The sequence below is a fragment of the Bradyrhizobium sp. USDA 4541 genome, from assembly GCF_024171085.1.
Classification (GTDB): domain Bacteria; phylum Pseudomonadota; class Alphaproteobacteria; order Rhizobiales; family Xanthobacteraceae; genus Bradyrhizobium; species Bradyrhizobium australafricanum.
Genome location: NZ_JALJZF010000001.1, coordinates 5901202 through 5925143, shown reverse-complemented (window position 1 = coordinate 5925143; position 23942 = coordinate 5901202). Strand labels below are relative to the sequence as shown.

Annotated in this window: 18 protein-coding genes and 2 tRNA genes; 5 read left to right on the top strand and 15 right to left on the bottom strand. The window is 65.0% G+C overall.

Annotated features, from left to right (window positions below):
* Positions 1-9: 9 nt before the first annotated feature.
* The 5 genes from J2R80_RS28150 to J2R80_RS28130 form a co-directional block, all read right to left on the bottom strand.
* On the bottom strand, positions 10-1413 hold the full coding sequence (locus tag J2R80_RS28150) for a TolC family outer membrane protein (protein ID WP_057016567.1): 1404 nt from the start codon (positions 1411-1413) through the stop codon (positions 10-12).
* Positions 1414-1629: 216 nt separating this feature from the next.
* Complete coding sequence (locus tag J2R80_RS28145; protein WP_076828767.1) at positions 1630-2295, bottom strand: protein-L-isoaspartate O-methyltransferase; 666 nt, start codon at positions 2293-2295, stop codon at positions 1630-1632.
* 136 nt (positions 2296-2431) lie between these two features.
* The gene (locus J2R80_RS28140; protein ID WP_050404540.1) at positions 2432-2611 is read right to left on the bottom strand and encodes a hypothetical protein; all 180 of its coding nucleotides are present in this window, start codon (positions 2609-2611) and stop codon (positions 2432-2434) included.
* 136 nt (positions 2612-2747) lie between these two features.
* A tRNA-Asn gene (locus J2R80_RS28135) sits at positions 2748-2822 on the bottom strand.
* Positions 2823-3093: 271 nt separating this feature from the next.
* A complete protein-coding gene (locus J2R80_RS28130; protein WP_253639793.1) occupies positions 3094-3579 on the bottom strand; it encodes a DUF1772 domain-containing protein in 486 nt (161 codons plus the stop codon).
* 94 nt (positions 3580-3673) lie between these two features.
* Between J2R80_RS28130 and J2R80_RS28125 the strand changes: the two genes are divergently transcribed.
* Positions 3674-4318, top strand: a complete 645-nt coding sequence (locus J2R80_RS28125) for a TetR family transcriptional regulator (protein WP_141340591.1) — start codon at positions 3674-3676, stop codon at positions 4316-4318.
* A 396-nt stretch (positions 4319-4714) separates the two neighbouring features.
* Positions 4715-4897 (top strand): hypothetical protein, encoded by a 183-nt coding sequence (locus J2R80_RS28120; RefSeq protein WP_024584196.1) that lies wholly within the window; start codon positions 4715-4717, stop codon positions 4895-4897.
* 43 nt (positions 4898-4940) lie between these two features.
* Here the strand turns inward: J2R80_RS28120 and J2R80_RS28115 are convergent.
* The 6 genes from J2R80_RS28115 to J2R80_RS28090 form a co-directional block, all read right to left on the bottom strand.
* Positions 4941-5014: transfer RNA gene (locus J2R80_RS28115), tRNA-Cys, on the bottom strand.
* A 55-nt stretch (positions 5015-5069) separates the two neighbouring features.
* Positions 5070-5795 (bottom strand): tRNA-uridine aminocarboxypropyltransferase, encoded by a 726-nt coding sequence (locus J2R80_RS28110; protein WP_141340592.1) that lies wholly within the window; start codon positions 5793-5795, stop codon positions 5070-5072.
* A gap of 35 nt (positions 5796-5830) precedes the next feature.
* The gene (locus J2R80_RS28105; protein WP_253639792.1) at positions 5831-8935 is read right to left on the bottom strand and encodes an efflux RND transporter permease subunit; all 3105 of its coding nucleotides are present in this window, start codon (positions 8933-8935) and stop codon (positions 5831-5833) included.
* Positions 8932-12060 carry an efflux RND transporter permease subunit gene (locus tag J2R80_RS28100; RefSeq protein ID WP_253639791.1) on the bottom strand — a complete coding sequence of 1043 codons (3129 nt, stop codon included), beginning with the start codon at positions 12058-12060 and terminating at the stop codon, positions 8932-8934. The genes J2R80_RS28105 and J2R80_RS28100 overlap by 4 nt, the downstream gene beginning before the upstream one ends.
* A gap of 48 nt (positions 12061-12108) precedes the next feature.
* Entirely contained in the window at positions 12109-13554 is a 1446-nt protein-coding gene (locus J2R80_RS28095; protein WP_253639790.1) for an efflux RND transporter periplasmic adaptor subunit, read from the bottom strand.
* Positions 13544-15013 (bottom strand): efflux transporter outer membrane subunit, encoded by a 1470-nt coding sequence (locus J2R80_RS28090; protein WP_253641042.1) that lies wholly within the window; start codon positions 15011-15013, stop codon positions 13544-13546. The genes J2R80_RS28095 and J2R80_RS28090 overlap by 11 nt, the downstream gene beginning before the upstream one ends.
* Positions 15014-15626: 613 nt before the next feature.
* Between J2R80_RS28090 and J2R80_RS28085 the strand changes: the two genes are divergently transcribed.
* Positions 15627-16661, top strand: coding sequence for a cysteine synthase A (locus tag J2R80_RS28085; RefSeq protein WP_076828754.1), 1035 nt, complete (start codon positions 15627-15629; stop codon positions 16659-16661).
* Positions 16662-16810: 149 nt separating this feature from the next.
* Here the strand turns inward: J2R80_RS28085 and J2R80_RS28080 are convergent, their stop codons facing one another.
* Genes J2R80_RS28080 through J2R80_RS28065 form a run of 4 tightly spaced genes read right to left on the bottom strand, consistent with a single transcriptional unit; the run spans position 16811 to position 21325 of the window.
* A complete protein-coding gene (locus J2R80_RS28080) occupies positions 16811-17551 on the bottom strand; it encodes an amino acid ABC transporter ATP-binding protein (protein ID WP_028331915.1) in 741 nt (246 codons plus the stop codon).
* Positions 17552-17562: 11 nt separating this feature from the next.
* Complete coding sequence (locus J2R80_RS28075) at positions 17563-19083, bottom strand: amino acid ABC transporter permease (protein ID WP_253639789.1); 1521 nt, start codon at positions 19081-19083, stop codon at positions 17563-17565.
* Positions 19080-20285 carry an amino acid ABC transporter permease gene (locus J2R80_RS28070; protein ID WP_253639788.1) on the bottom strand — a complete coding sequence of 402 codons (1206 nt, stop codon included), beginning with the start codon at positions 20283-20285 and terminating at the stop codon, positions 19080-19082. Before J2R80_RS28070 ends, J2R80_RS28075 begins: the two co-directional genes overlap by 4 nt.
* A 23-nt stretch (positions 20286-20308) precedes the next feature.
* The gene (locus J2R80_RS28065; RefSeq protein ID WP_253639787.1) at positions 20309-21325 is read right to left on the bottom strand and encodes an amino acid ABC transporter substrate-binding protein; all 1017 of its coding nucleotides are present in this window, start codon (positions 21323-21325) and stop codon (positions 20309-20311) included.
* Positions 21326-21653: 328 nt separating this feature from the next.
* Here J2R80_RS28065 and metC point away from each other — a divergent pair, with 328 nt between their 5' ends.
* Both metC and cpaB read left to right on the top strand, forming a co-directional pair.
* On the top strand, positions 21654-22850 hold the full coding sequence (gene metC, locus J2R80_RS28060) for a cystathionine beta-lyase (protein ID WP_076828751.1): 1197 nt from the start codon (positions 21654-21656) through the stop codon (positions 22848-22850).
* Between the two features lie 281 nt (positions 22851-23131).
* Positions 23132-23932 (top strand): Flp pilus assembly protein CpaB, encoded by an 801-nt coding sequence (cpaB, locus tag J2R80_RS28055; RefSeq protein WP_057016555.1) that lies wholly within the window; start codon positions 23132-23134, stop codon positions 23930-23932.
* Positions 23933-23942 lie beyond the last annotated feature (10 nt).

Genomic DNA, 23942 nt, shown 5'->3' with positions numbered 1-23942 from the left:
CGAAGGTGTTTAGCGGCCGTCGGGCGTGCGTACGCCGGCCCAGTTGTCACGAACCTGCTGGTAATGCACGCTCGGATCGTAGACGTTGGTCGAAAGGCCGAGCACCTGCGGCGACAAGCGGCCAACCGCGCTCAGCACGTTATAGGACGCGACGACGCGGTCGTGCTGCGCGGTGACCAGCGCGTTGCGCGCGTTGACGAGCGCCTGCTGCGCGTTGAGCACGTCAAGCGTGGTGCGTTGACCGGCCTTGGCCTCTTCGCGCACGCCGTTCAGGGCGATCTCCGACGCGGTCACCTGCGCCTGTGCCGATGCCACCTGCGACTTGCCGGCGACCAGCTGGCCCCACGCGGTGACGACGTTGGCGCGCGCCTGATCGCGGGTCTGTTCGAGCACGAGGCGCTGCTGCGCCAGCGATTCCTTGGACTGGCGGATCAGCGAGTATTCCGCACCACCCTGGTAGAGCGGCACCGACAGCTGCACCGCCGTTCCCGCGCTGAATGTGCGCTGGCTGATCAGGGTCTGTTCGTATTGCTGCTGCACCGACGTTTGCAGGTTGACCGACGGGAACAGCGCACCCTCGCTGACCTTGACCTGCAGGAAGTTGACGTCGACGCCGTACATCGCCGAGGTGACGTTCGGATTCTGGGTCAGGCTGAGATCGACGGCGGCCGCAAGTGTCGTCGGCAGGAAGCGGTCGACCGGCGAGCCCGGCGCGAGATTCTGCGGCTCGTTGCCGATGATGCGGCGGAAATTCGATCGCGTCGTCGTCAGGTTCGATTCGGCGGTGAGCTGCTGGGTTTTACCTGCCGCGAGCTGCGCTTCGGATTGCGCGACGTCGGTCCGCGTCACTTCGCCGACATTGAAGCGGTCCTGGGTCTGCTTCAGCGTCTGTTCCAGCACGCGCGTGTTGCTGCGCTGAACTTCGACGATGGCGGAGTCGCGGAGATAGTCCATGTAGATCGTGGCCGCGCTCAGGATCACGGTTTGCTCGAGCACACGCAGGCCCTCGCGCGCCGCCGAGACCTGGCTTTCGGCCGCGCGCACCCTGGGCGCGGTCTGCGCGTTGAACAGCGATTGGTTGACCGTGAGGCCTGCGCTGCGCGGCGCGTTGGCGCCATGGATTTGGGTGCGGACAAGATTGTTCGCGTCGCCGCCCTGTGTCGTCAGCGTATCGGTGTATTGGTACCCCGCGCTTGCCGTCAGTGCGACTTTCGGGCGGTAGCCCGACAGTGCCTGCGGAACGTTCTCGTCAGTTGACCGCACCTGCGCGCGTTGCGCGTTCAGCTGGGGATTGTTTTGGTAGGACCGCACCAGCGCGGCCTCGATTGTATCGGCGAGTGCGGGCACAGGGCCCATCTCCGCCAACAGAAGGACGGCAGTCGCAGCCGCGGTGACAACCTTCACCCCACGCATCCCCGGAAATCCAATCATTGTAGTCGCCGTCTCCCACACGCAAATCAGTCCGGCGGTCGCTTCAGTCGAAGTGAGTCCCGCCTCACCTTAGTCCGCAGCTAGGGCCAACGGAACTACCCCGCAACGGAACACGGTCGAAACTCTTCACATGGGGCAAACGGGCCACACTTCTGATTCGGAACGGGATTTTATCAGCCCGTGCGCCGCAGGAGAGGGTCAGAAGACGAAGGCGGGAACTCGCTCGAATCCGGGTAAAACGGGGGCCGAGGCGTCGAACAGCTCGCGATGGCCGAAATCCCCGTGGGAGTGCGTCACCAGGGTGGCGCGCGGCGGCGGCAACAGGCCGAACACCCCGACCAGCCGGCCCCCCTCCTTGAGTTGGCCGAACAGCCCGGTCGGGACGATTTCCGTCGCACCATTGAGGATAATGACGTCAAACGGGGCGCCCGCGGCATCGCCATCGGCGGCCGCGGCCGCTTTGACCGTGATATTCTGGATCCCGAGTTCGGCGAACGCCGTGGTCGCCTTTGCGGCAAGGGCCGGATCGCTTTCGGTCGCGCTGACCTCTGCGGCAAAGCGCGCCACGACGGCGGCGGCGTAGCCGGTCGCGCAGCCGACCACGAGGACGCGGTCGGTGGCCTTGATCTCGGCGGCTTGGAGCATCCGGGCGAGCAGCGCCGGCGTGATCAGGCAGCGCCTCGTCGCACCGCCCTCGGCGACATCGAGGTCGAGGTCGAGATAGGCCAGCGCCTGCTTGCTGGCCGGCACGAAGACCTCGCGCGGCACGGTCAGCATGGCATCGAGAATGCGATCATCGGTCACGTCGCTCGGACGCACCTGACCATCGACCATATACTGGCGCGCGGTCGAAAAACCGGTCATTGGCGGAGACCCTGCAAGTCGCGGCATTGCCGCTGGAGAAGCTAGAACAGGGCCATCTTTTGGAACAAGCTCCGCCAAAACGCAACACGCCGCTGGCGGGCAAAACGCGCTCCCAAAACGCGCTCCAAGGCGCAGTCTATTCGATCGTGACGGCGAGCCGGCCGATCAGGCGGGCCACTTCATCGAGATGCTCGGAATCATGCTCCTCGACGGCCCTCGCGAGCCGGCGGACGCACTCGTCGTCACTGATGTCGGGGGCATCGCTCGGAACGAGCGTCGGCTGCGGCATCGACAGGTCGATCAGGTTAATGGCCATCAAAATCACCTCTCAAGACCCGGCGAGAACAAGTGTCGACGGCTATTGAGTCGATTTGACGACGTTTTCGGCCTGTCCGCTGCGGACCACGGGCTTGTGATTGGCGATTTGGGGGATCGATGGGGCCAGACCAAACTGGCTCCCCGGGCTGGATTCGAACCAGCGACCATTCGATTAACAGTCGAATGCTCTACCGCTGAGCTACCGAGGAATAGGCGAACAGCTGTTCGCGAGCGGGCAGCGTATAACAAAGCCTTTCGGCCTTGCAAAGAACCAAATCGCCCCTCCGGCGAAACTTTAGCGCGCACGGTAAGCCTCTGCGATACAAGGGCTTACCTATCGCCCGGTGTGCGACATGCCCAGCCCGCCGGCCCGGCCGCGCTCCCGCGGGCGCCTGGAAACACCGCCAGCGCGGCGGTCGCACCGCGCCCGTGATTCTGTCAGGGGCGCGACGGCCCAGCTCCTCGCGCAAACGGGGTTGGCTACCGCCCGGCGATGGCAACGATGAACAGCGCGGTCGCGGCCAGCGAGGCGATGGTCCGCACGTGGTTCCAGAAGGTCCAGTCGGTCAGATAGCGCGCCCAGACCGATGCCGCCGACCTGCCCGCAGGACCAGAGGCCGCAAGCTGATCGTTCAGCGGCACACTGAAGACGACGGTCACGACGAACATGCCGACCACGTAGAGGCCGCCGCCGCAAATCATCGCAATCGCGCCCGGCTCCTGCCATCTGAGCCCGCCGAGCAAGACGAGCACGGCGCAGGACAGCGTGGTGCCGAGGAACACCGGCATGAACGGCGAACGGACAATATCGACATTGATCGCGTTCATCGCCGAGATGCCGGCGGCCTGATCGATGCGGCCGAGCGCGGTCATGACAAAAGCCGAGAACGCAAAATAGAGCCCGGCGAGCAGGCCGCAGCCGAGCGCGGAAAACCACAGCAAGGCCGAGGTTAGGATCTGGCGCATCGTTCCGCCTCCAAATGCGAGATATACTCGTATTTGTGAAATGCGATAAACTCTCGTATTAGAGCCGTCAACCCCGATCGCAGGGAAGCGAAAGATGTCGAGACGAAAGGCCGCATCCGTGGAAGTCCCCCTGCCCGGGCTGGCGCGGCTTGCCCCGACCCAGCAGCGCAGCCGCGAGCGCTTCGAGCGCATCCTCGCATGTGCGACCGAGATCATGGCGGAAAAGGGCAGCGAGGCTTTCCGCATGAGCGACGTCGTCGCGCGCAGCGGCGTCGCATTCGGCTCGCTCTATCAATATTTCCCGGACAAGGCCGCGATCATCGGCACCCTGGCCGAACGCCATAACGCGGTCGGGCGCGATTGCGTCAGGCGCGATCTGGCCGCGGTGACGACCGCGCGCGACCTGCACCCGGCGCTGTGCAGGATCGTCGACAGCTACTACGAGATGTTCATGCGCGAGCCTGTCATGCGCGACATCTGGCAGGCGACGCAAGCCGACCGCGCCCTGCAGAAGCTCGATGCGGACGACATGGCCGTGCTCTCCGGCCTGTTGTCCGACGCGGTCAGGCGGATTGCGCCCGACATGCCGACTGCCGCCCTCGCCACCTTTTCCGCCCTGACCATGACACTGATCGCAGCCGCCGTGCGTCACGCGATCACGCTGCCACCGAGGAAGGCGCGGCAAGCGCTGACGCAGTTCAAGACCATGCTGCCGCACGACCTCACCGGGCTGGCATGACGGCTCCGGCACGAGCGTTGGGAATATTCCCTGTACAAAAACGATAGATACAGGCGCATACGGCTTACGCCGTTCGCGTCAGCAGGAGCCGAGGATCGTGCGGCATGCGACTGGTCCCCACCGTGCGATACTTGCCTCCATTGTCACGTCTCCCTAAAATTCCTGCGATATTTGACGGCTATGAATACCGCCGGGAATCCCGGGAAGAGTTTTTAGAAAGTTGTGATTTGTTTCACACGAGGTGCGGCCATGCCGACCTAGGTTCCCGAAGGGATCACCAACGATTCATTAACCAAAGCGGGCGCCATCGTTCTTTTCATAAAATTCGAACGAATCGCTCAATCCGGACCGAAGACTGTTTTGCGACCATGGCGCTCTCGAACCTCGGAGAGCGTGATGAGCGAAGTCGAATTTGATCTGCTGCTGGACGCCGTGCGAACGGCGATCGCGCCCATTGCTCAGGAGGATTTCGTGGCTCAGCCCTCGCCCCGCATTCAGCCGCCACCGCGCGCGGCCAATGACAACCAGGCGCCGTGGCCGCTGATTCCGTTTCCTGAAGGTTGGTACGCCGCGAGCTAATGCGGCTTCTCATTGACTGGCTGCAAGCCATTGATGAGATGAGTGGAGGCCACGACCAGAATTGAACTGGTGTACACGGTTTTGCAGACCGTTGCGTAACCACTCCGCCACGTGGCCCCTTGCGGCGCACTTCATATACGCCCTCTCCGAGATAGGCAACCAAGCCGGACGGCTAACGCCGACGTCTGCGAAAGTCCCGCTTCTTCGGTTTTGGCGCCAATTCCGGCATTTTGGCCTGCACTTCGCGGAATCTCGCCAGCATCCGCTCGAAACTATTAGTTAACGTTGCGGCAATGTCCGGCCGCTTCTCCAGCCCCGCCAGCAGGATCGCGGCCGCCTCAATGGTGGACAGGCCGTCGCGGCGCGGTTCCCGCCGCAGTCTGCCGTAGAGCGAGGGCCGTTTCGGCCCGAGAATCACCCGCTGACACTTCAGCATCCAGGCATTGCGCCACCACAGCGCCTTGGCCTGGCTCCAGGTGCCGTCGAGCAGCACGATGCCCTCGATGTCGGAGAGGATGGCGCGCTGATGCGGCTCGAGCTCGCCCTTGCGGTTGATCGCAACGATCTCGGCGTCGGTCTCGAGGTCTTCGACCTTGGCGGAGCCGAGATAGAGCGCCGCCCAGCGTGACGGATCGGGTACCGGCCGGCCGAGCGCCTTGGCCAGGCTCGGCCAGGACAGCCCGATCCGCACCACGGCGTTTTCGAAATGCTGTGCCAACAGCCGCGCGGTGCCGAGCGCCCTGTCCTGCTCCTGCGGATGAATCAGGATCAGGAGCTGGATGCGGCTCTCGATCGGCGTGACGCTGTCGCAGATGCACAGCGGCAACGGCTTGCCGCAATGCGCGCACTCCTCGATCTCGGCGACAATATCGGTTTTTGCTTCGGTCGGTTCGGACATCGCTCCGCTATACGCTTGCAATCGTGCAATTCAAACTATTCCGCGGGTGCGTGCACGCCTGACGGCTCGCGGCGCTGGCGCAGCCGGTCGATCAAGAGATAGATCACCGGTGTCGTGTAGAGCGTCAGGATCTGCGACACGAACAGGCCGCCGATGATGGTGATGCCGAGCGGCCGGCGCAGCTCGGTGCCCGGGCCGGTCGCAATGACCAGCGGAATGCCGGCGAACAGCGCGGCCATCGTCGTCATCAGGATGGGACGGAAGCGCGCGCGGCAGGCCTCGAAGATCGCGTCCCGCGACGACAGGCCCTGATGCCGCTCGGCCTCGAGCGCGAAATCGACCATCATGATGCCGTTCTTCTTGACGATGCCGATCAACAGGATGATGCCGACGAAGGCGATCACCGTCAGCGGCGTGTTCGTCACCTGCAATGCGAGCAAGGCGCCGAGGCCGGCCGACGGCAGCGTCGAGATGATCGTGATCGGATGCGCCAGGCTCTCATAGAGCACGCCGAGCACGATATACATCGCGACCAGCGCGCCGAGGATCAGGAGCGGCTGCCGCCCGCTGGTCTTGTTGAAGTCGCCGGCATTGCCGTCGAAGCTGCCGCGAATGCCCTCGGGCATGTGCAGCTCGTCGACCGCCTGCTGGATGTTCGTCGTCGCGACCTCCAGCGGCACGTCCGGCAGCAGGTTGAACGACACCGTGGTCGAGGGGAAGCCGCCGGAGTGATAGACCGCGAGCGCCGACAATCCACGCTGGTAGTGCACCAGCGCCGACAGCGGCACCTGCACGTCGTTGGCGCCGGCAACGTAGATGCGCTCGAGGTTCGACGGATCGCTCTGGAATTTCGGATCGATCTCGAGCACTACCATGTACTGGTTGCGCTGGGTGTAGATGTACGAGATCTGCCGCTGCGAGAAGGCGTTGTTGAGCGCGTTGTCGATGTCCTGCACGCGGACGCCGAGGCTGGAGGCGGTCTTGCGGTTGATCACGAGGTTGAGCTGTAGCCCGCCGGGATCGCGGTCGGAGGAGACGTCCGTGATGCCCTCCACCGTTTCCATGCGCTTGGCGATGATCGGCGCCCATTTCTGCAGCAGCTCGAGATCGGTCGAGGCGAGCGTGTACTGGTAGTCTGAATCGCTCTGCCGGCCGCCGGTGCGAATGTCCTGTGCGGCGAACATGAACAGGCGGATGCCCGGCACCATGAACAGGTTGCGGCGCAGCCGGTCGATCACCTGCGCGGTCGACAGGCCTCCCCGCTCCTCCGGCGGCTTCAGACTGATATACATGATGCCGCGGTTGGAGGTGGCGCCGCCCGGGCCGCCGCCGGAACCGACTGACGAGCCGATGCCGGCGACAGCGGGGTCGGCCATCACGATGTCGGCGAGCCGCTGCTGCAGCTGAAGCATCGCCTGGAACGAGATATCCGCCGACGCCCGCGTCGAGCCGATCACGAAGCCGCTGTCGTCGGTCGGAAAATAGCCCTTCGGCGTCTTGATGTAGAGCGTCACCGTCAGCGCGACGGTGGCGAAGAACACCACCAGGGTCAGGAAGGGATAGCCGAGCACGATTCGCAGCGTCGCTGCGTAGAACGCCACGACACGGGACAGCGTGCCCTCGATGACGCGATCGTACCAGGTGGCATGATCGGAGGTCGCCTCCCTGATGTAATGCGCGCAGATCATCGGTGTGATGGTCAGCGACACCACGGTCGAAACCGCGATCGCGAACACCAGCGTCAGCGAGAATTCGCGCAGCAGGCGCCCGACGATGCCATCCATGAAGATCAGCGGCGTGAAGGCCGCGATCAGCGACAGCGAGATCGACAGCACCGTGAAGCCGATCTGCTTGGCGCCTTCGACCGCGGCCGGATACGGCGCCATGCGCTGCTCGAGATTGCGGTACATGTTCTCGATCATCACGATGGCGTCGTCGACCACGAAGCCGACGGAGATCGCCAGCGCCATCAGCGACAGATTGTCGATCGAGAAGCCGGCGAGCCACATCCCGGCGCAGGTGCCCGCCAGCGCCAGCGGCACCGACACGCCGGCGGCGATCGTCGGCACCACCCGGCGCAGGAACACGAACACCACAATCATCACAAGCACGGCGGTCGCCAGCAGCGTGAACTGCATGTCCTCGACGCTGGCGCGGATCGTTCCGGTACGATCGACCAGGGTGGAGATCTCGACGCCCGCCGGAATCCATTTCCTCAATTCCGGCAGCATCCTGCGAACGCCGTCGACGGTGTCGATGACGTTGGCGTCGCCCTGCTTGGTGATCTGGATCAGCACCGCCGGCTGCTTGTTGAACCAGGCGATCGAGCGCGAGTTGCGCACGGAATCCTCGACCTCGGCGACGTCGGCGAGGCGGACGTAATTGCCGTTCGAGCTTTTGATGACAATGTCGCGGAATTCGGCGGCGGTGCGCATCTGCTTGTTGATTGAGAGCGTCTCGCTCAGCCGGCCGCCATTGAAGATGCCGACCGGCCCCAGCGGGTTGGCATTGATGATCGCGAGCCGGACGTCGTCGGTCGCGATCCCGGCGTTCGCCAGGGACACCGGGTTGAGCGCGATGCGCACCGCTGGCTGGTCGGCCCCGCTGACGGTCACTTCGCCCACTCCCGGCACCTGCGAGATGCGCTGCGCCAGCACCGTGTCGGCGACGTCGTACATCGCGCTAGTCGAGATCGTCTTCGAGGTCAGCGCCAGCGCGAATACCGGCGACGCGGCCGGGTTGGCCTTGCGGAACCTGGGCAGCGACGGCAGGTCGCTCGGCAGATCGGCGAGCGAGGCGTTGATCGCGGCCTGCACGTCGCGCGCGGCGCGGTCGATATTGCGGCCGATCGAGAACTGCACCTGGATGCTGGTGGTGCCGAGTGAGCTCGTCGAGGTGATCTGGTCGACGCCCGAAATGGTGCCGAGCTTGCGCTCCAACGGTGCGGCGACGGTCGCGGCCATTACGGAGGGATCGGCCCCTGGCCTGGACGCCGACACCCGAATGGTCGGGAAATCGACATTCGGAACCGACGACACCGGCAGGAACTGGTAGGCGACGATCCCGACCAGGAACAGCCCGATCGCAAGCAGTGTGGTGCCCACCGGCCTACGGATGAAGGGCTCCGAGATCGAGATCACTGCATGCCCTCGGTGGCGCCCGCTATCGGCGGGCCGCTGGGACCCGGCTCAGGCACGGCCCGCTCGATCCGGTGGTTGAGGCGGTCGAGCGCCAGATAGATCACCGGCGTGGTGTAGAGCGTCAGCAGCTGGCTCAACAGCAGGCCGCCGATGATCGAGATACCGAGCGGGAAGCGCAGTTCCGCGCCGGTGCCGCTTTCGATCGCGAGCGGCAGCGCGCCGAACAGCGCCGCCAGCGTCGTCATCATGATCGGGCGGAAGCGCAGCAGGCAGGCCTGCACGATGGCGTCATAGGACGACATGCCCTGGTGACGCTCGGCCTCCAGCGCGAAGTCGATCATCATGATCGCGTTCTTCTTGACGATGCCCATCAACAGGATGATGCCGATCAGGCCGATCACCGAGAGATCCTGCCCGCACAGCATCAAGGCGAGGATGGCGCCGACGCCGGCCGAGGGCAGCGTCGAGAGGATGGTGATCGGATGGATATAGCTCTCATAGAGCACGCCGAGCACGATGTAGATCGTGATGATCGCCGCCAGGATCAGCCAGGGCTGGCCGGCGAGCGAGCGCGAGAATTCGGCGGCGTCGCCGGAATAGATCCCGACGATGCTGCCGGGCATTCCGATCCTGCTCTCGATCGCCTTCACGGCCGCGACCGCGTCGCCCAGCGCCTCGCCCGGCGCCAGGTTGAAGCTGAGCGAGACTGACGGGAATTGCGCCTGGTGCGAGATCGCGAGCGGCGCCGTTGTCCGGACCAGCGTCGCCACCGCCGACAGCGGCACCTGCGCGCCGTTGGCTCCGGGCAGATAGAGCTTGTCGAGGATCGACGGGTCGCGCTGATACATCGGCAGCGCTTCGAGCACGACGCGGTACTGGTTGGCCTGGCCGTAGATCGTCGAGATCTGCCGCTGTGCGAAGGCGTCGTTCAGCGTATCGGTGACGCCCTGCAGACTGACACCGAGCTGGCCGGCACGCTGGCGGTTGACGTCGAGCGCCGCGCGCAGGCCCCCCTCCTGCGCCTCAGAGGAGACATCGCGGAAGATCGGGTCGCGCCGCATCTCGGCGACGAGCTTTTGCGCCCATTGCGAGACCTCGGCGGCGTCGGTCGCGGTCAGCGTGTACTGGTATTGCGAGCGGCTCGACTGGGTCGAGATCTGCACGTCCTGCACCGGCTGGAAGTACACCGTCATGCCGGGCACCGTCGCGATCTTCTCCTTCAGCCGCTCGATCACCTTGACGACGCCCTCGCGCCGCTGGTCGAGCGGCTTCAGCGTCATCACCAGCCGGCCGACATTGGTGGTCGGATTGACCGAACCCGAACCGATCACCGAGACAACGCCAACCACATCAGGATCGGCCTTGATGATGTTTGAGACCGCGCTCTGCCGCCGCTGCATCTCGGCGAACGAGACGTCGGGCCCGGCCTCGGTCACCGCCGTGATCGATGAGGTGTCCTGCAGCGGCAGAAAACCCTTCGGCGCCAGCACGTACATGATCAGCGTCAGCGCGATGGTCGCGAACGTCACCAGCAGCGTCGCGCGCTGGCGCCGCAGCACCCAGAGCAGCGTCCGATGGTAGAACTCCACCATGCGGTCGATGAAACGGCTGACCGCGGCGAGGCCCGGGACCGCCATCTCCTCATGGATGTTCTTGAGCAGCCGCGAGCACATCATCGGCGTCAATGTCAGCGAGACGATCGCCGAGGTTACGACCGCGATCGTCAAGGTGAGCGCGAATTCGCGGAACATGCGGCCAACCAGGCCGGACATGAACAGCAGCGGGATGAACACCGCGATCAGCGACACCGTCAGCGAGATCACGGTGAAGCCGATCTCGCTGGCCCCCTTCAGCGAGGCCTCCATCACCGTTTCGCCGTCTTCCATGTGGCGGACGATGTTCTCGATCATGACGATGGCGTCGTCGACCACAAACCCGGTTCCGATGGTCAGCGCCATCAGCGACAGATTGTCGAGGCTGAAGCCCGCGAAATACATGATGCCGAAGCTCGTGATCAGCGACAGCGGCAGCGCGACGCCGGCGATCAGGGTCGCGCGCAGCGACCGCAGGAACAGGAGCACCACCAGCGTCACCAGCACGACGCTCAGGATCAGCGTGAACTGAACGTCGCGCACCGAGGCGCGGATCGTCACGGTACGGTCGGAGACGATGGTCAGCTTGACGCCGGCCGGGACCGCCCGCTGCAGCCGCGGGATTTCGGCGCGGATCTGCTTGACGACGTCGATGACATTGGCGCCCGGCTGGCGCTGGATGTCGATGATGACGGCCGGCGTGCCCTGGTACCAGCCGCCGGTGCGGTCGTTCTCCAGGCCATCGACGATCTGGGCGACGTCGCCGATCGTGACCGGCGAGCCGTTGCGATAGGCGATGATGATCGGCCGGTAGGCGTCGGCGGCGGCGATCTGATCGTTGGCGGCGATGGTGTAGGACTGCTGGGCACCGTCGAGCGATCCCTTCGGCCCCGACACGTTGGCACCGGCGATCGCGTTGCGGAGATCCTCCATCGCGATGCCGTAGGCCGCGAGCCGGGCCAGATCGGCCTGCACGCGCACCGCCGGCTTCAATCCACCGAGGATCGAGACCCGGCCGACGCCGGAAATCTGACTCAGCCGTTGACCCAGGATGGTGTCGGCGAGATCGCTCATCGCCCGCAGCGAGATCGTCTCCGAGGTCAGCGCCAGCGTCATCACCGGCGCGTCGGCCGGGTTCACCTTGGCGTAGACAGGCGGATACGGCAGCGTCTTCGGCAAAATGCCGGCGGCAGCGTTGATCGCGGCCTGCACATCCTGCGTGGCGCCGTCGATGTCGCGGTTGAGGTCGAACTGCAACGAGATCTGGCTGACGCCGAACGAGCTCGTCGAGTTCATCGACGACAGCGACGGGATCTGCCCGAGCTGCCGCTCCAGCGGCGCCGTGATCAGCGAGGCCACCACGTCGGGGCTGGCGCCGGGCAGTTGCGTCGTCACCTGCACGGTCGGGAAGTCGACCTGCGGCAGCGCCGAGACCGGCAGCGCCCAATAGCCGAGCGCACCGCCGATCATCAGGGCGATGCCGAGCAGCGAGGTGGCGATCGGCCGGCGGATGAACGGTTCGGAGACGCTCATGGCTGCGTGCTCGCTGTAAGATCGGCCATTACGAAGTCAGGATGCCGGTCATGGCTGCGCCTTCGGCGCGCCGCCCGACTGTTCGCCCCCTGCTGCCGGCGCGGGCGCCGGTCCGGTCTGCCCCTTCTGATCGCCTTCGCTATGCTCGTGCCGGCCGCGATGCTCGCCGTCCTTGCCCTGCCAGTCTTTCTTGCCGTCCTTGCCTTGACCTTCGCCTTGCGCCCCGCGCTTGCCGTCAGGGTTGCGGCTGCGCTTGCGCGGCGCGAGATCGGCGGCCGGCGGCCCGTCGTCCTTGCCGACCACGACCTTCGCGCCATCGGCGAGATTGGCAAAGCCGGTCGTCACGACGCGGTCCGACGTGGTCAGGCCGCTGGCGATGACGGCCTCATGCTCGTTCTGCTGCGTGACCGTGACCGGCTTGGCGGTGACGATATCGCCCTCACCGATCACGTAGCTGAAGGTGCCGGCCGGACCGCGCTGCACCGCGGAGGTCGGCACCACGATCGCCTGCGGCAGCGTCTCGACCTTAAGCCGCACATTGACGAACTGGCCGGGCCAGAGCTGGTAGCTGGCATTGGGGAATTCCGCCTTCAGCTTCAGCGTGCCGGTGGTCGGATCGACCTGGTTGTCGATGCCGGTCAGCTTGCCGGTATCGATCACGGTGACGCCGTCATTGCCGAACACGTCGACCGCGAGTTGGCCCTTCGCGGCCGCGGCGTTGACCCGCATGATCTGCTGCTGCGGCAGGCTGAACCATACTGCGATCGGCTGCAGCTGGGTCAGGATGACGAGCCCCGTGGTATCGGCGGCGTGGATGATGTTGCCCTGGTCGACCTGGCGAAGGCCGGCGCGCCCCGCGATCGGCGCGACGATCTTGGTATAGCCGAGCGTGGCGCGCGCATTGTCGATCTGGGCCTGGTCGGCCTTGATGATGGCCTGCTGCTGCGCGACCAGCGCTCGCTGCGTATCGGCCTGCTGCTTCGAGCCCGCGTTGGTGGCAGCGAGCTGCTCATAGCGGGCAAGATCGATCTTCTGATTGGCGAGCAGCGCTTCGTCCTTGGCCTTCGTGGCCACCGCCTGGTCGTATTGCGCCTGATAGATCGCCGGATCGATCTCGCCCAGAACGTCGTCCTTCTTGACGTCCTGGCCCTCGACGAAATTCACCTTGAGCAGCTTGCCGTCGACCTGCGAGCGCACGGTCACGGTATTCAGCGCCCTCACCGAACCGACGCCGTCGAGATAGACCGGCACGTCATGCACCTGCGGTGTGGCCGCCAGCACCGGCACCGGCAGGTCAGGCCGCCCGCCCGCGCCGCGCCCGCCGCCGCCATTTTGCTTGGGCTGGAAGGCGAGCCAGCCGAGATAGCCGAGCCCGCCGAGGATCACGAGCGTGATGAGCAAGGACACCATGCGCCCCAGCACGCGCGAGAGAGGGCTCCGCTTGCGCGGCGCCGTGCGTTTCTCGTCGTCCGTCGAGTCGGGCTTAAAGAGCATCGACCGGTCTTTCCATCTTCGGTTCCCAGCCGCCCCCTAATGCTTGATATAGGCTCACGATCGCCAATAGCCGGGCCAGTTGGGCCTGCGAATAGGCATCTTCCGCCTGGAACAGGGTCAGCTGCGTGTTTAGCACAGTTACGATATCGGCGGTGCCGGCCTTGAGCTGCTGCTCGGCGAGGTCGAAGGCCCGCCGCGACGACGACAGCACGTCGCGCTGCAGCTGCAGCCGGCGCGTGGTCTCGCGGATCGCGACCAGCGCATTGTCGACGTCGGTGAACGACTGCACCACCGTCTTGCGGTAGGTCTGCAGCAACTCGTCCTGCTTGGCCTTGGTGTATTCGAAATTGCCGAGGATCCGGCCGCCGTCGAAGATCGGCTGGGTCATGCTGCCGACCAGGTTGAAGAAGGCGGCATGCGGCTGGAACAGCGAGACCAGCGCCTGGCTCTGGTAGCCGCCCGTACCGGTCAGCTGGATGCTCGGGAAGAACTGCGCCCGCGCGCTGCCGACATTGGCGGTGGCGGATGCAAGCTGCGCCTCCTGCCGGCGGATGTCGGGACGCTGGGTCAGCAATTCGGACGGCAGGCCCGGCCTGACGCGCGGGATCGCAACGGCGTTGAGCGAGCCGCCGGAGACGCGCACGCTTTCCGGCGGCCGCGACACCAGCACCGCGAGCGCGTTGATACTCTGGTCGAGCGTCTGCCGCAGCGGCGGCACCAGCGCGCGCTGGTTGGCGAGCACGGTCTCCTGCTGCGCGACGTCGAGATCGGAGCCGGTGCCGGCCTTGAAGCGCTCCTTGATCGCATTGAGGATGCGCTCGGCGCTGGCGATGTTGCGCTGCGCGGTGCGCAGCCGGTCCTGCGTCGCGAGCACGCTGAAATAAGCATTGGCGACGCTCGCCAGCGTGGTCAGCGCCACCACCTCGCGGTCGAACCGGTTGGCAACGGCGGTCTCCTCCGCCGCCTGCGCGGCGTCGCGGTTCTGGCCCCAGAAGTCGAGCTGATAGCTGGCGCTCAGCGAGGCGTTGTAGTTCACCACCTCGCGCCCGCCATTGGTGAGGCCGCTGGCGCTGGAGCCGGAGGTGCGCGAGTAGGTTTCCGATCCGTTGAGATTGAGGGTCGGCAGCAGCGCCGCGCCGGCCTGCCGCGCCAGCGCGTCGGCCTGGCGGAAGCGCGCAACCGCAGCTGCGATGTCGAGGTTGACGGTCTGCGCCTCTTCCATCAGCTGCGTCAGCTCCCTGGAGCGGAAGCCCCGCCACCAATCGAGCGTCGGAAGCGCGTCGCCCGGGCGGCCGAGACGCGCGGCCTTGTAGCCCTGCGGCACGTCGAGCGCAGGATCCGGGATGTCCTGGGTCAGAATGCAGCCGGCGCAGCCGGCGGCCAGGCCGAGCGCAACAAGCGAGCGTGCCGCGAGCCGGCGCGCGCGGACGGCGAGGCCGAACCGGCCTCCAGGCACCATCACGGACACGGGCTGGGTCACACCCGTTCTCCGCCGAAGCCAAACTTCGCCCGTGGCGCACGAATGACGCGTTCAGCGATGGTCTGGGTGACGTTCACGGGGTATTGCTTCAAATGGAACCTGCCTGTCCCATCCTACCCTTGGGACCATGGGGCGGACAGCCCCGTCACAATTGCGCGGCGTCGCATCGCAAGCGATTCGTGGCTACCTTGAATGCCGACTTTTCCCTATTTTTTACGGCATTTCCGCGCTTTTCGGCCCGGTGCCGGAAGTCACGATTCTTACAAAGATTTCATGGGGATTTCTCGGCTCCTGTTGCATTGAATCCGCAAGATGTGCCGGCGCGGCGCCAGACTCGCGCCACTGCGCACCGCGCCGTCAGGTCTTGATTGGCCGAGAGCGCGCAACTCATGCAAAACCGCGGACCACAGGATGATTCTGCTGGCCGACCCGACCGCCGCAAAACGGCGTTCTCCCCAAGCTCGAGACATCCGCGCGTGCGAGGTCAAGCGTGTTGAACCCGTCTTTTGCCGCAGTGCAAAAGCCCTTCCCTTTTTCGATCAGCACACTAGGTTCGCCAAGCAAGACCCAGACCGGCAAGAAATTCCCCGACATGATATTCAACAAAGACGTCATCGAAGCGATCGGCAACACCCCCCTCATCAAGCTGAAACGCGCGTCCGAACTGACCGGCTGCACCATTCTCGGCAAGGCCGAATTCATGAACCCGGGCCAGTCGGTGAAGGATCGTGCCGGCAAATGGATGATCCTGGAGGCCGAGAGGCGCGGCACGCTGAAGCCCGGCGGACTCGTGGTCGAGTCGACCGCGGGCAATACCGGGATCGGGCTTGCTGTCGTGGCGAGTGCGCGCGGCTACCGCACCCTGATCGTCATTCCGGAGACGCAGAGCCAGGAAAAGAAGGACATGCTGCGGCTGTGCGGTGCCGAACTGGTCGAGGCGCCGGCGCTGCCCTTCGCCAATCCGAACAACTATCAGCATCTCGGCAGGCGTCTCGCGGAGCAGCTGCGCAAGACCGAACCGAACGGCGTGCTGTTTGCCGACCAGTGGAACAACCTCGACAATCCCAAGGCGCATTACGACTCGACCGGACCGGAAATCTGGCAGCAGACCGACGGCAAGGTCGACGGCTTCATCTGCTCGGTCGGCACCGGCGGCACGCTCGCCGGCATCAGCCGCTACCTGAAGGAAAAGAACCCGGCCATCGTCACCGCCTGCGCCGATCCGCACGGCTTCGGGATGTACGAACTGTTCAAGAATGGGCAGGTCAAATCGACGCCGGGCGATTCGATCACAGAAGGCATCGGGCTCGGACGCGTCACGCCTGTGGTCGAGACGGCGAAGGTCGACACTGCGTTCCTGATCTCCGACGAGGAAGCCGTGACCATCATCTATGAGCTTTTGGAGCACGAAGGCCTGTGCCTCGGCGGCTCGACCGGCGTCAACATCGCGGGCGCGATCCAGCTCGCCAAGCAGCTCGGCCCCGGCAAGACCATCGTCACCATCCTCTGCGACTCCGGCAACCGCTATCAGTCCAAGCTGTTCAACCCGGCCTTCATGCGCTCGAAGAACCTGCCGGTCCCGGAATGGCTGGAAAAGCGCAGCAAGATCGAGCTGCCGCTGGTCTAGGGAGCGAATGCGTCCCCGCAGACGTCATTGCGAGGAGCTATTGCGACGAAGCAATCCATGCTTCCGATGCGGAGGATTGGATTGCTTCGCGGAGCCTGTCATCCGGCGGCGCTTTGCGCCGACCGGGTGGCTCGCAATGACGGCAGAAATCACCGCAGAATCTGGCTCAGGAACAGCTTCGACCGCGCATGCTGCGGGTTGGCGAAGAATTCCTGCGGCGTGTTCGATTCGATGATCTGGCCCGCGTCCATGAAGACGACGCGGTTGGCGACCTCGCGGGCAAAGCCCATTTCGTGGGTCACGACCAGCATGGTCATGCCCTCCTTGGCAAGATCGACCATGGTGTCGAGCACTTCCTTGACCATCTCCGGGTCGAGCGCCGAGGTCGGCTCGTCGAACAGCATCACCTTCGGGTTCATGGTCAGCGCGCGGGCGATCGCAACGCGCTGCTGCTGACCGCCCGACATCTGGCCGGGAAACTTGTTGGCCTGATGCGGGATCTTGACCCGCTCGAGGAACTTCATCGCGGTGGCCTCGGCATCCTTCTTCGGGATGTTGCGCACCCAGATCGGCGCCAGCGTGCAATTGTCGAGCACGGTGAGATGCGGGAACAGGTTGAAGCTCTGGAAAACCATGCCGACCTCGCGGCGGACTTCGTCGACACGGCGAAGGTTCGGGCCGAGGTCGATGCCGTCGACCACGATCTCGCCCTCCTGGAATTCCTCCAGCGCGTTGATGCAGCGGATCAGGGTCGACTTGCCCGAACCGGATGGGCCGCAGATCACGATGCGCTCGCCCTTGCCGACCTCCAGGTTGATGTCGCGCAGCACGTGGAAGTCGCCGTACCATTTGTTGAGAGCGGAAATGTTGACGATCGGGGTTGTGGACATGATGACCTTGTTCAGTGGCGGCGGTGAGCGTTGAGCCGGTTTTCGACGAACAGCGAGTAGCGCGACATTCCAAAGCAGAACACGAAGTAGATCATTCCAGCGAAGGCGAAGCCGGTAAAGGCCGTGGTCGGCGTCGACCAGGTCGGATCGGAGAACGTCGCGTGCAACGATCCCAAGAGGTCGAACAGTGCGACGATCGAAACCAGCGAGGTGTCCTTGAACAGGGCGATGAAGCTGTTGACGAGACCCGGAATGACGTGGCGCAGCGCCTGCGGCATCACGATCAGCGACGTGGTCTTCCACCAGGACAGGCCGAGCGCGCTCGCCGCCTCGCCCTGCCCGCGCGGGATTGCGGCAAGGCCGCCGCGCACCACCTCGGCCTGATAGGCGCCGGCAAACAGCGCAATGCCGATCAGCGCGCGGACCAGCCCGTCGACGTTGAAGTTGCCCGGCAGGAACAGCGGCAGCATGTAGGTTGCGAAGAACAGCACGGTGATCAGCGGCACGCCGCGCCAGAACTCGATGAAGGCGATCGAGAAGATCCGGATCAGCGGAATGGTCGAGCGGCGACCCAGCGCCAGCGCGATCCCGATCGGCATCGAGGTGACGATGCCGGTGACCGACACCACCAGCGTCACCAGGAGGCCGCCCCACAGCCTGGTGTCGACGATGGGCAGTCCGCCGCGGTCGAGCCCCATCAGCTTGATCACGATCGCGATGCCGGCGAAGCTCGCCAGGCTCCCGAGCAGCGCCCGTTGTCCGGTTCGCATGCCGCCGCCGAGGAAAAACAGGATCAGCGAGACGATCGCCGTGGTCAGCAGGAAGTCGAACCACAGCGGCTGGCTCGACATCTGGAGCTGCTCGCGCAGCCAGGTCAACGGAAAGATCAGCCAGCCGATCAGGCTACCGGCGAGCACGATGATGTTGCCGACGGCCCACAGCAGCGGCCCGATCGCCGAACTCCGGCCGAGATTGACCAGCGCCTGACCGGCATTGACGATGCTGTCGTCGAACAGCTGCAAGAGGCTCGCGACCCAGCTGACGCCGAAACCAGATAGTCCGCCGCCGCGCAGCAGGAAGAAGGCGACCGCCGGGAACGCGAAGAAGAACAGACCCGCATTCAGGCCCTTCGCCGGCAGGCGCGGAATAAGGAGTGGCAGCAACAGGACGGCCGCGAGGACGAAGGTCAGGTTGACGCGCCAGCGTTCGGCTTCCGGATAGAAGCCATAGATCAGCTGGGTGAGCTTGGCCTGGATGTAGGGCCAGCAGGCGCCGACCTGACGGCCGGCGGTCTCGGCGAGACACGCATTGCGGTCCTTGCCGCTCCAGACCGCATCGACCAGCAGGAACTTGAACGCGGGAACGATCGTGTACCAGAGCAGCCCCAGCGCCAGGATCGTCAGCAGGATGTTGGTCGGCGAATTCAACAGCCGCGTGCGGATGAAACCGACGAGGCCGGTGGTCTTCACCGGCGCCCGGCGTTCAGGCACCAGGTCCTGCCGGACGAAGGATGACGCGGTGGCGTCGGTCATGCCCCAAGGCTCCGGTTGATGCGCCAGCCATAGACGCTCATGATCGCGCTGGTGACCAGCGAGATCAGGAGGTACACGCCCATGGTGATGGCGATGATCTCGATCGCCTGGCCGGTCTGGCTCAGCGTCGTTCCGGCAAATACCGAGACCAGGTCGGGATAGCCGATCGCGACCGCCAGCGACGAATTCTTGGTCAGGTTGAGGTACTGGTTGGTCAGCGGCGGAACGATGACGCGCATCGCCTGCGGCACGACGATCAGCCGCAAGGTGGTGCCGCGCGACAGGCCGAGCGACGAGCCGGCTTCCATCTGTCCCCTATGGACCGACAGAATACCGGCGCGAACGATCTCGGCGATGAACGCCGCCGTATAGGTCGACAGCGCAACCGCCAGCGCAACCAGCTCCGGAATCACCCGCGCGCCGCCGGCGAAGTTGAAGCCCTTGAGTTGCGGCAGCTCGAAGGTCACCGGCAGCCCGAACACCAGCATCGTCACCAGTGGCAAGCCAGCCAGCAGGCCGAGTACATAGGGCCAGATCCGGATCGCCTGCCCGCGTTGAAACAGCGCCCGCCTCGCATAGCCGCGCAGCGCCAGCGCGCCTGCGACGCCAATCGCGAGCGCGATCAGAAGCGGATCGAGCCCGGGCTCGCCGATCGGCCGCGGGATCACCAGCCCGCGATTGGAGAGGAAGAAGGCGTTGAACAGCGAGATGCTCTGGCGCGGCCCCGGCAGCGCCGCCAGCACCGCGAGGTACCAGAATAACAGCTGGAACAGCAGTGGCAGATTGCGGACGATCTCGACATAGATCTCGCCGAGCCGCGCCAACAGCCAGTTCGGCGACAGCCGGCACAGCGCAATGATGAAGCCGATGATGGTGGCGAAGACGATGCCAATGCCCGCAACCAGCAGCGTGTTGAGCAGGCCGACGAAGAACACCCGCGTATAGGTGTCCGACCCCGAATACGGGATCAGGTTCAGGCTGACATCAAAGCCCGCATTGTTTTTGAGAAACCCGAACCCGGAGGCAATGCGCTGCGTCTCCAGGTTGGCGCGGGCATTGGCCACGATCTCATAGGCGACCCAGGCCAACACCGCCGCGAACACGATCTGCACGGCAAGGCCAGTCCAGCCGGACTGGCCGCCGAGCACGCGCTTCAGGCGGAAGATGAACTGAGGCGGTGGTTTTCGGGGCTCGGTCGTCATCGCCGCAGCCGCCTCGTCGCCGATCAGCGGATCGGAGGCGCGTACTGGATGCCGCCCTTGTTCCAGAGATTGTTGAGCCCGCGTGCGATCTGCAGCTTCGATCCGACGCCGACGTTGCGATCGTACATCTCGCCGTAATTGCCGACGGCCTTGATGATGCGGGAGAACCAGTCCTTGGTCAGGCCGAGCTGCTCACCGAGATTGCCGTCGGTGCCGAAGGCGCGCTTGAGGTCGGGCTTGTCCGACTTGGCCATCTCGTCGACGTTCTTCTGGGTGACACCGAGTTCCTCGGCATTGATCTGGGCGAACAGCGCCCACTTCACGATGTCGAACCACTGGTCGTCGCCATGGCGAACCATCGGGCCGAGCGGCTCCTTGGAGATGATCTCGGGAAGCACGACGTGGTCGGCCGGGTTGGCGAGCTTCAGTCGCTGCGCATAGAGCTGGGACACGTCGGAGGTGAACACGTCGCAGCGGCCGGTCTCGTAGGCCTTCACGGTCTCGTCGGCACCGGCGAACGCGATCACCTCGTACTTCATGTTGTTGCCCTTGAAGTAGTCGGCGAGGTTCTGCTCGGTCGTGGTGCCGGTCTGCACGCAGACCGACGCGCTGTTCAGCTCCAGCGCCGAGTTCACCTTCAGCGACTTCTTCACCAGAAAGCCCTGCCCGTCATAATAGGTCACGCCGGTGAAGTTGGCGCCGAGCGAGGTATCGCGCGACAGCGTCCAGGTGGTGTTGCGCGACAGCACGTCGATCTCGCCCGACTGCAGCGCGGTGAAGCGGTCCTTGGCCGACAGCGGCACGAACTTGACCTTGGACGGATCGTCGAAGATCGCCGCCGCGATGCCACGGCAGATGTCGACGTCGATGCCGGTCCAGTTCCCCTTGTCGTCCGGCGACGAGAAGCCCGGCAGGCCGCCGCTGACGCCGCAGGACAGCTGGCCTCGGTCCTTGACCGTCTTGAGGGTTTGCGCCGAGGCGGCCTGGACCGACAGGGCGGCGGCAGCGGAGAGGGTGACAGCCAGGGATACGCGTTTCATGGGCGGGGCCTTTCAGGGTCGTCCGGTGGACGTTTGCATTGTGATCGCCTCGCGTTCACGGGCCATCCCAATGATCCCTTGCAGCAAAAATGCCGATTTGACCGGCAGTTTGACCTGCAAACCGGTCAGGCAACGGATCGTAGGTCGCGGCAGGCCCCTCAACGTGCGGCGACTGGTAGTTGCGCCGCATCACATAGCGACTGACGAGCCGGGTCAAGGGGTTGACGCATGTCTTCTACCTCTTGTTAGTAACACCTCCCGGCCCGGCCCCGTCTTCCCGACGCGGTACGGCTGCGGCAAAAAGTCTAAAGTCTAACGGCAGCGCTCCATGACCTCTTCCGACGGCTCCACGCCCTCCCACCCGCAACAGGCCGCCACCCGCCTGGTCACGGCCGGCCGCGACACCAAGGCCCAGAAGGGCTTTGTCAATCCGCCGGTGTTTCACGGCTCGACCGTGCTCTATCCGACCGCGGAGGACCTCCACGCCCATCGCGCCGAATTTACCTACGGCCGCCACGGCAGCCCGACCACGCGGGCGCTGCAGGACGTGCTGATGGCGCTGGAAGGCCCGCAATGCGCCGGCGTCGGCCTTGCCCCGTCGGGACTGGCGGCGATCAGCACCACGCTGCTCGCCGTACTCAAAACCGGCGATCATCTCCTGGTGTGCGACAATGCCTATCGGCCGACCCGCAATTTCTGCGACAACATGCTCAAGCGCTACGGCATCGAGACCAGCTATTTCGATCCGCTGATCGGCGCCGGCATCGAGACGCTGTTCAAGCCGAACACCCGCGCGGTGCTGATCGAATCGCCCGGCTCGCAGACGTTCGAGATGCCGGACGTGCGGGCGATATCGGCCGTGGCGCACGCCCGCGGCGCGCTCATGATCGACGACAACACCTGGGCGACGCCGCTCTATCACCGCTCGCTCGAACAGGGCGTCGACATCAGCATGCAGGCCGGCACCAAATATATCGGCGGCCACTCCGACATCATGTTCGGCACCATCGCAGCCAATGCGAAAGCCTGGCCGCTGATCCAGGAGGCGATCCGCCTGCTCGGCGTCTGCGCCGGCCCCGACGACGTCTATCTCGCGCTGCGCGGGGTTCGCACGCTATCGGTGCGGCTTGCGCAGCACCACCGCTCCGGACTCGAGATCGCGCGCTGGCTCGGCGCGCGGCCCGAGGTCGATCGCGTGCTGCACCCTGCCCTCGACACCGATCCCGGGCACGCGATCTGGAAACGCGACTTCACCGGCGCCTCCGGGCTGTTCAGCATCGTGCTGAAGCCGGTGCCACAGACCGCGGTCGATGCAATGCTGAACGCGCTCACTTTGTTCGGCATGGGCTTTTCCTGGGGCGGCTTCGAAAGCCTCGCCATCCCGTTCGACTGCAGCGACTATCGCACCGCGACCAAATGGTCGCCGGGCGGGCCGACGCTGCGGCTGCATATCGGGCTCGAGAATCTCGACGACCTCAAGGCCGATCTCGACCGTGGATTTGCGGCGTTGAAGGCCGCGCTCTGATCCTCGCGCCCTGCCACGTTAGACGACATTAACCACGCTCCACCGGCGCTGACGCCGCGTTGCGACCAACGTCGTACGCCTTAACCACGCGCGATCTCCGGGATTCTGCGGAGATGCAACAGCGCCGATAACTCGCCGTTCACCATCCCCACCAATCCCTTAATTGTCCGGACCTTCCATCAAGTTCCCTTATACTTTTGCGGCCGTAGTGATGCCTCGGGAAGGGCTGTCAGTGCCGCAAGGACGCGATTGCCCTGTGTGAAGGGCATTCAGACAATCGCATGAAAACGGCACGCATCGTGGTCCTCGGCATCGCCGGCGTCGCAGGCCTCGCGGCCATGTATCTCGCGAGCGTTGGCGATCGCAAACCGGCGCCGGTCGCGCCGCCCGTCGCGCAACTGCCGACCGTCGAAGTGCTGGTCGCTAAGTCCGACATCGGGCTCGGTCAATCGGTCAAGGCCGAAGACATCCAGTGGCAGCGCTGGCCGGCTGAAACTGCAAGCAGCGCGTTCATCCGTCACGACGCCAACGCCAATGCCATGAACGACATCATCGGTTCGATCGCACGCGCGCCCTTCATCGTCGGCGAACCGATCCGCGAGCAAAAGCTGGTCAAGGCCAACGGAAGCGGCTTCATGGCCGCGATCCTGCCCTCCGGCATGCGCGCGATTTCCACCGAAATCTCGCCGGAGACGGGCGCCGGCGGCTTCATTCTGCCGAACGACCGCGTCGATGTGATCCTGTCGCGTCGCGACAAGAATCCCGATCAGCAAGGCGGCCGCGATATCGTCACCACTGAAATCCTGCTGTCCAACGTCCGCGTGCTGGCGATCGACCAGGCGCCGAAGGAGAAGGACGGCAACAACTCCCTCGTCGGCAAGACCGTGACCCTCGAGCTCAAGCCCGAACAGGCCGAGACGCTGGCGCGCGCCCGGCAGAGCGGAACGCTGGCGCTGGCGCTGCGCAGCATCGCCGACGTCAACGAGCAGACCGACGAGACCAGAGACCATGCCCCGAAGCGGGGCGAGAGCATCAAGGTGGTGCGCTTCGGCATCCCGAGCTCTCTGACGACACAGAAGTGATGGGGGCTTC

Excerpts from the sequence above, each read along its gene's own strand:
- J2R80_RS28095 (WP_253639790.1), bottom strand. The coding sequence starts at position 13,554 with ATGCTCTTTAAGCCCGACTCGACGGACGACGAGAAACGCACGGCGCCG.
- J2R80_RS28075 (WP_253639789.1), bottom strand. The coding sequence starts at position 19,083 with ATGACCGACGCCACCGCGTCATCCTTCGTCCGGCAGGACCTGGTGCCT.
- J2R80_RS28085 (WP_076828754.1), top strand. The coding sequence starts at position 15,627 with ATGATATTCAACAAAGACGTCATCGAAGCGATCGGCAACACCCCCCTC.
- J2R80_RS28065 (WP_253639787.1), bottom strand. The coding sequence starts at position 21,325 with ATGAAACGCGTATCCCTGGCTGTCACCCTCTCCGCTGCCGCCGCCCTG.
- J2R80_RS28090 (WP_253641042.1), bottom strand. The coding sequence starts at position 15,013 with ATGGTGCCTGGAGGCCGGTTCGGCCTCGCCGTCCGCGCGCGCCGGCTC.
- metC (WP_076828751.1), top strand. The coding sequence starts at position 21,654 with ATGACCTCTTCCGACGGCTCCACGCCCTCCCACCCGCAACAGGCCGCC.
- J2R80_RS28080 (WP_028331915.1), bottom strand. The coding sequence starts at position 17,551 with ATGTCCACAACCCCGATCGTCAACATTTCCGCTCTCAACAAATGGTAC.
- J2R80_RS28150 (WP_057016567.1), bottom strand. The coding sequence starts at position 1,413 with ATGCGTGGGGTGAAGGTTGTCACCGCGGCTGCGACTGCCGTCCTTCTG.
- J2R80_RS28110 (WP_141340592.1), bottom strand. The coding sequence starts at position 5,795 with ATGTCCGAACCGACCGAAGCAAAAACCGATATTGTCGCCGAGATCGAG.
- J2R80_RS28070 (WP_253639788.1), bottom strand. The coding sequence starts at position 20,285 with ATGACGACCGAGCCCCGAAAACCACCGCCTCAGTTCATCTTCCGCCTG.
- J2R80_RS28145 (WP_076828767.1), bottom strand. The coding sequence starts at position 2,295 with ATGACCGGTTTTTCGACCGCGCGCCAGTATATGGTCGATGGTCAGGTG.
- J2R80_RS28140 (WP_050404540.1), bottom strand. The coding sequence starts at position 2,611 with ATGGCCATTAACCTGATCGACCTGTCGATGCCGCAGCCGACGCTCGTT.
- J2R80_RS28130 (WP_253639793.1), bottom strand. The coding sequence starts at position 3,579 with ATGCGCCAGATCCTAACCTCGGCCTTGCTGTGGTTTTCCGCGCTCGGC.
- J2R80_RS28100 (WP_253639791.1), bottom strand. The coding sequence starts at position 12,060 with ATGAGCGTCTCCGAACCGTTCATCCGCCGGCCGATCGCCACCTCGCTG.
- J2R80_RS28120 (WP_024584196.1), top strand. The coding sequence starts at position 4,715 with ATGAGCGAAGTCGAATTTGATCTGCTGCTGGACGCCGTGCGAACGGCG.
- cpaB (WP_057016555.1), top strand. The coding sequence starts at position 23,132 with ATGAAAACGGCACGCATCGTGGTCCTCGGCATCGCCGGCGTCGCAGGC.
- J2R80_RS28125 (WP_141340591.1), top strand. The coding sequence starts at position 3,674 with ATGTCGAGACGAAAGGCCGCATCCGTGGAAGTCCCCCTGCCCGGGCTG.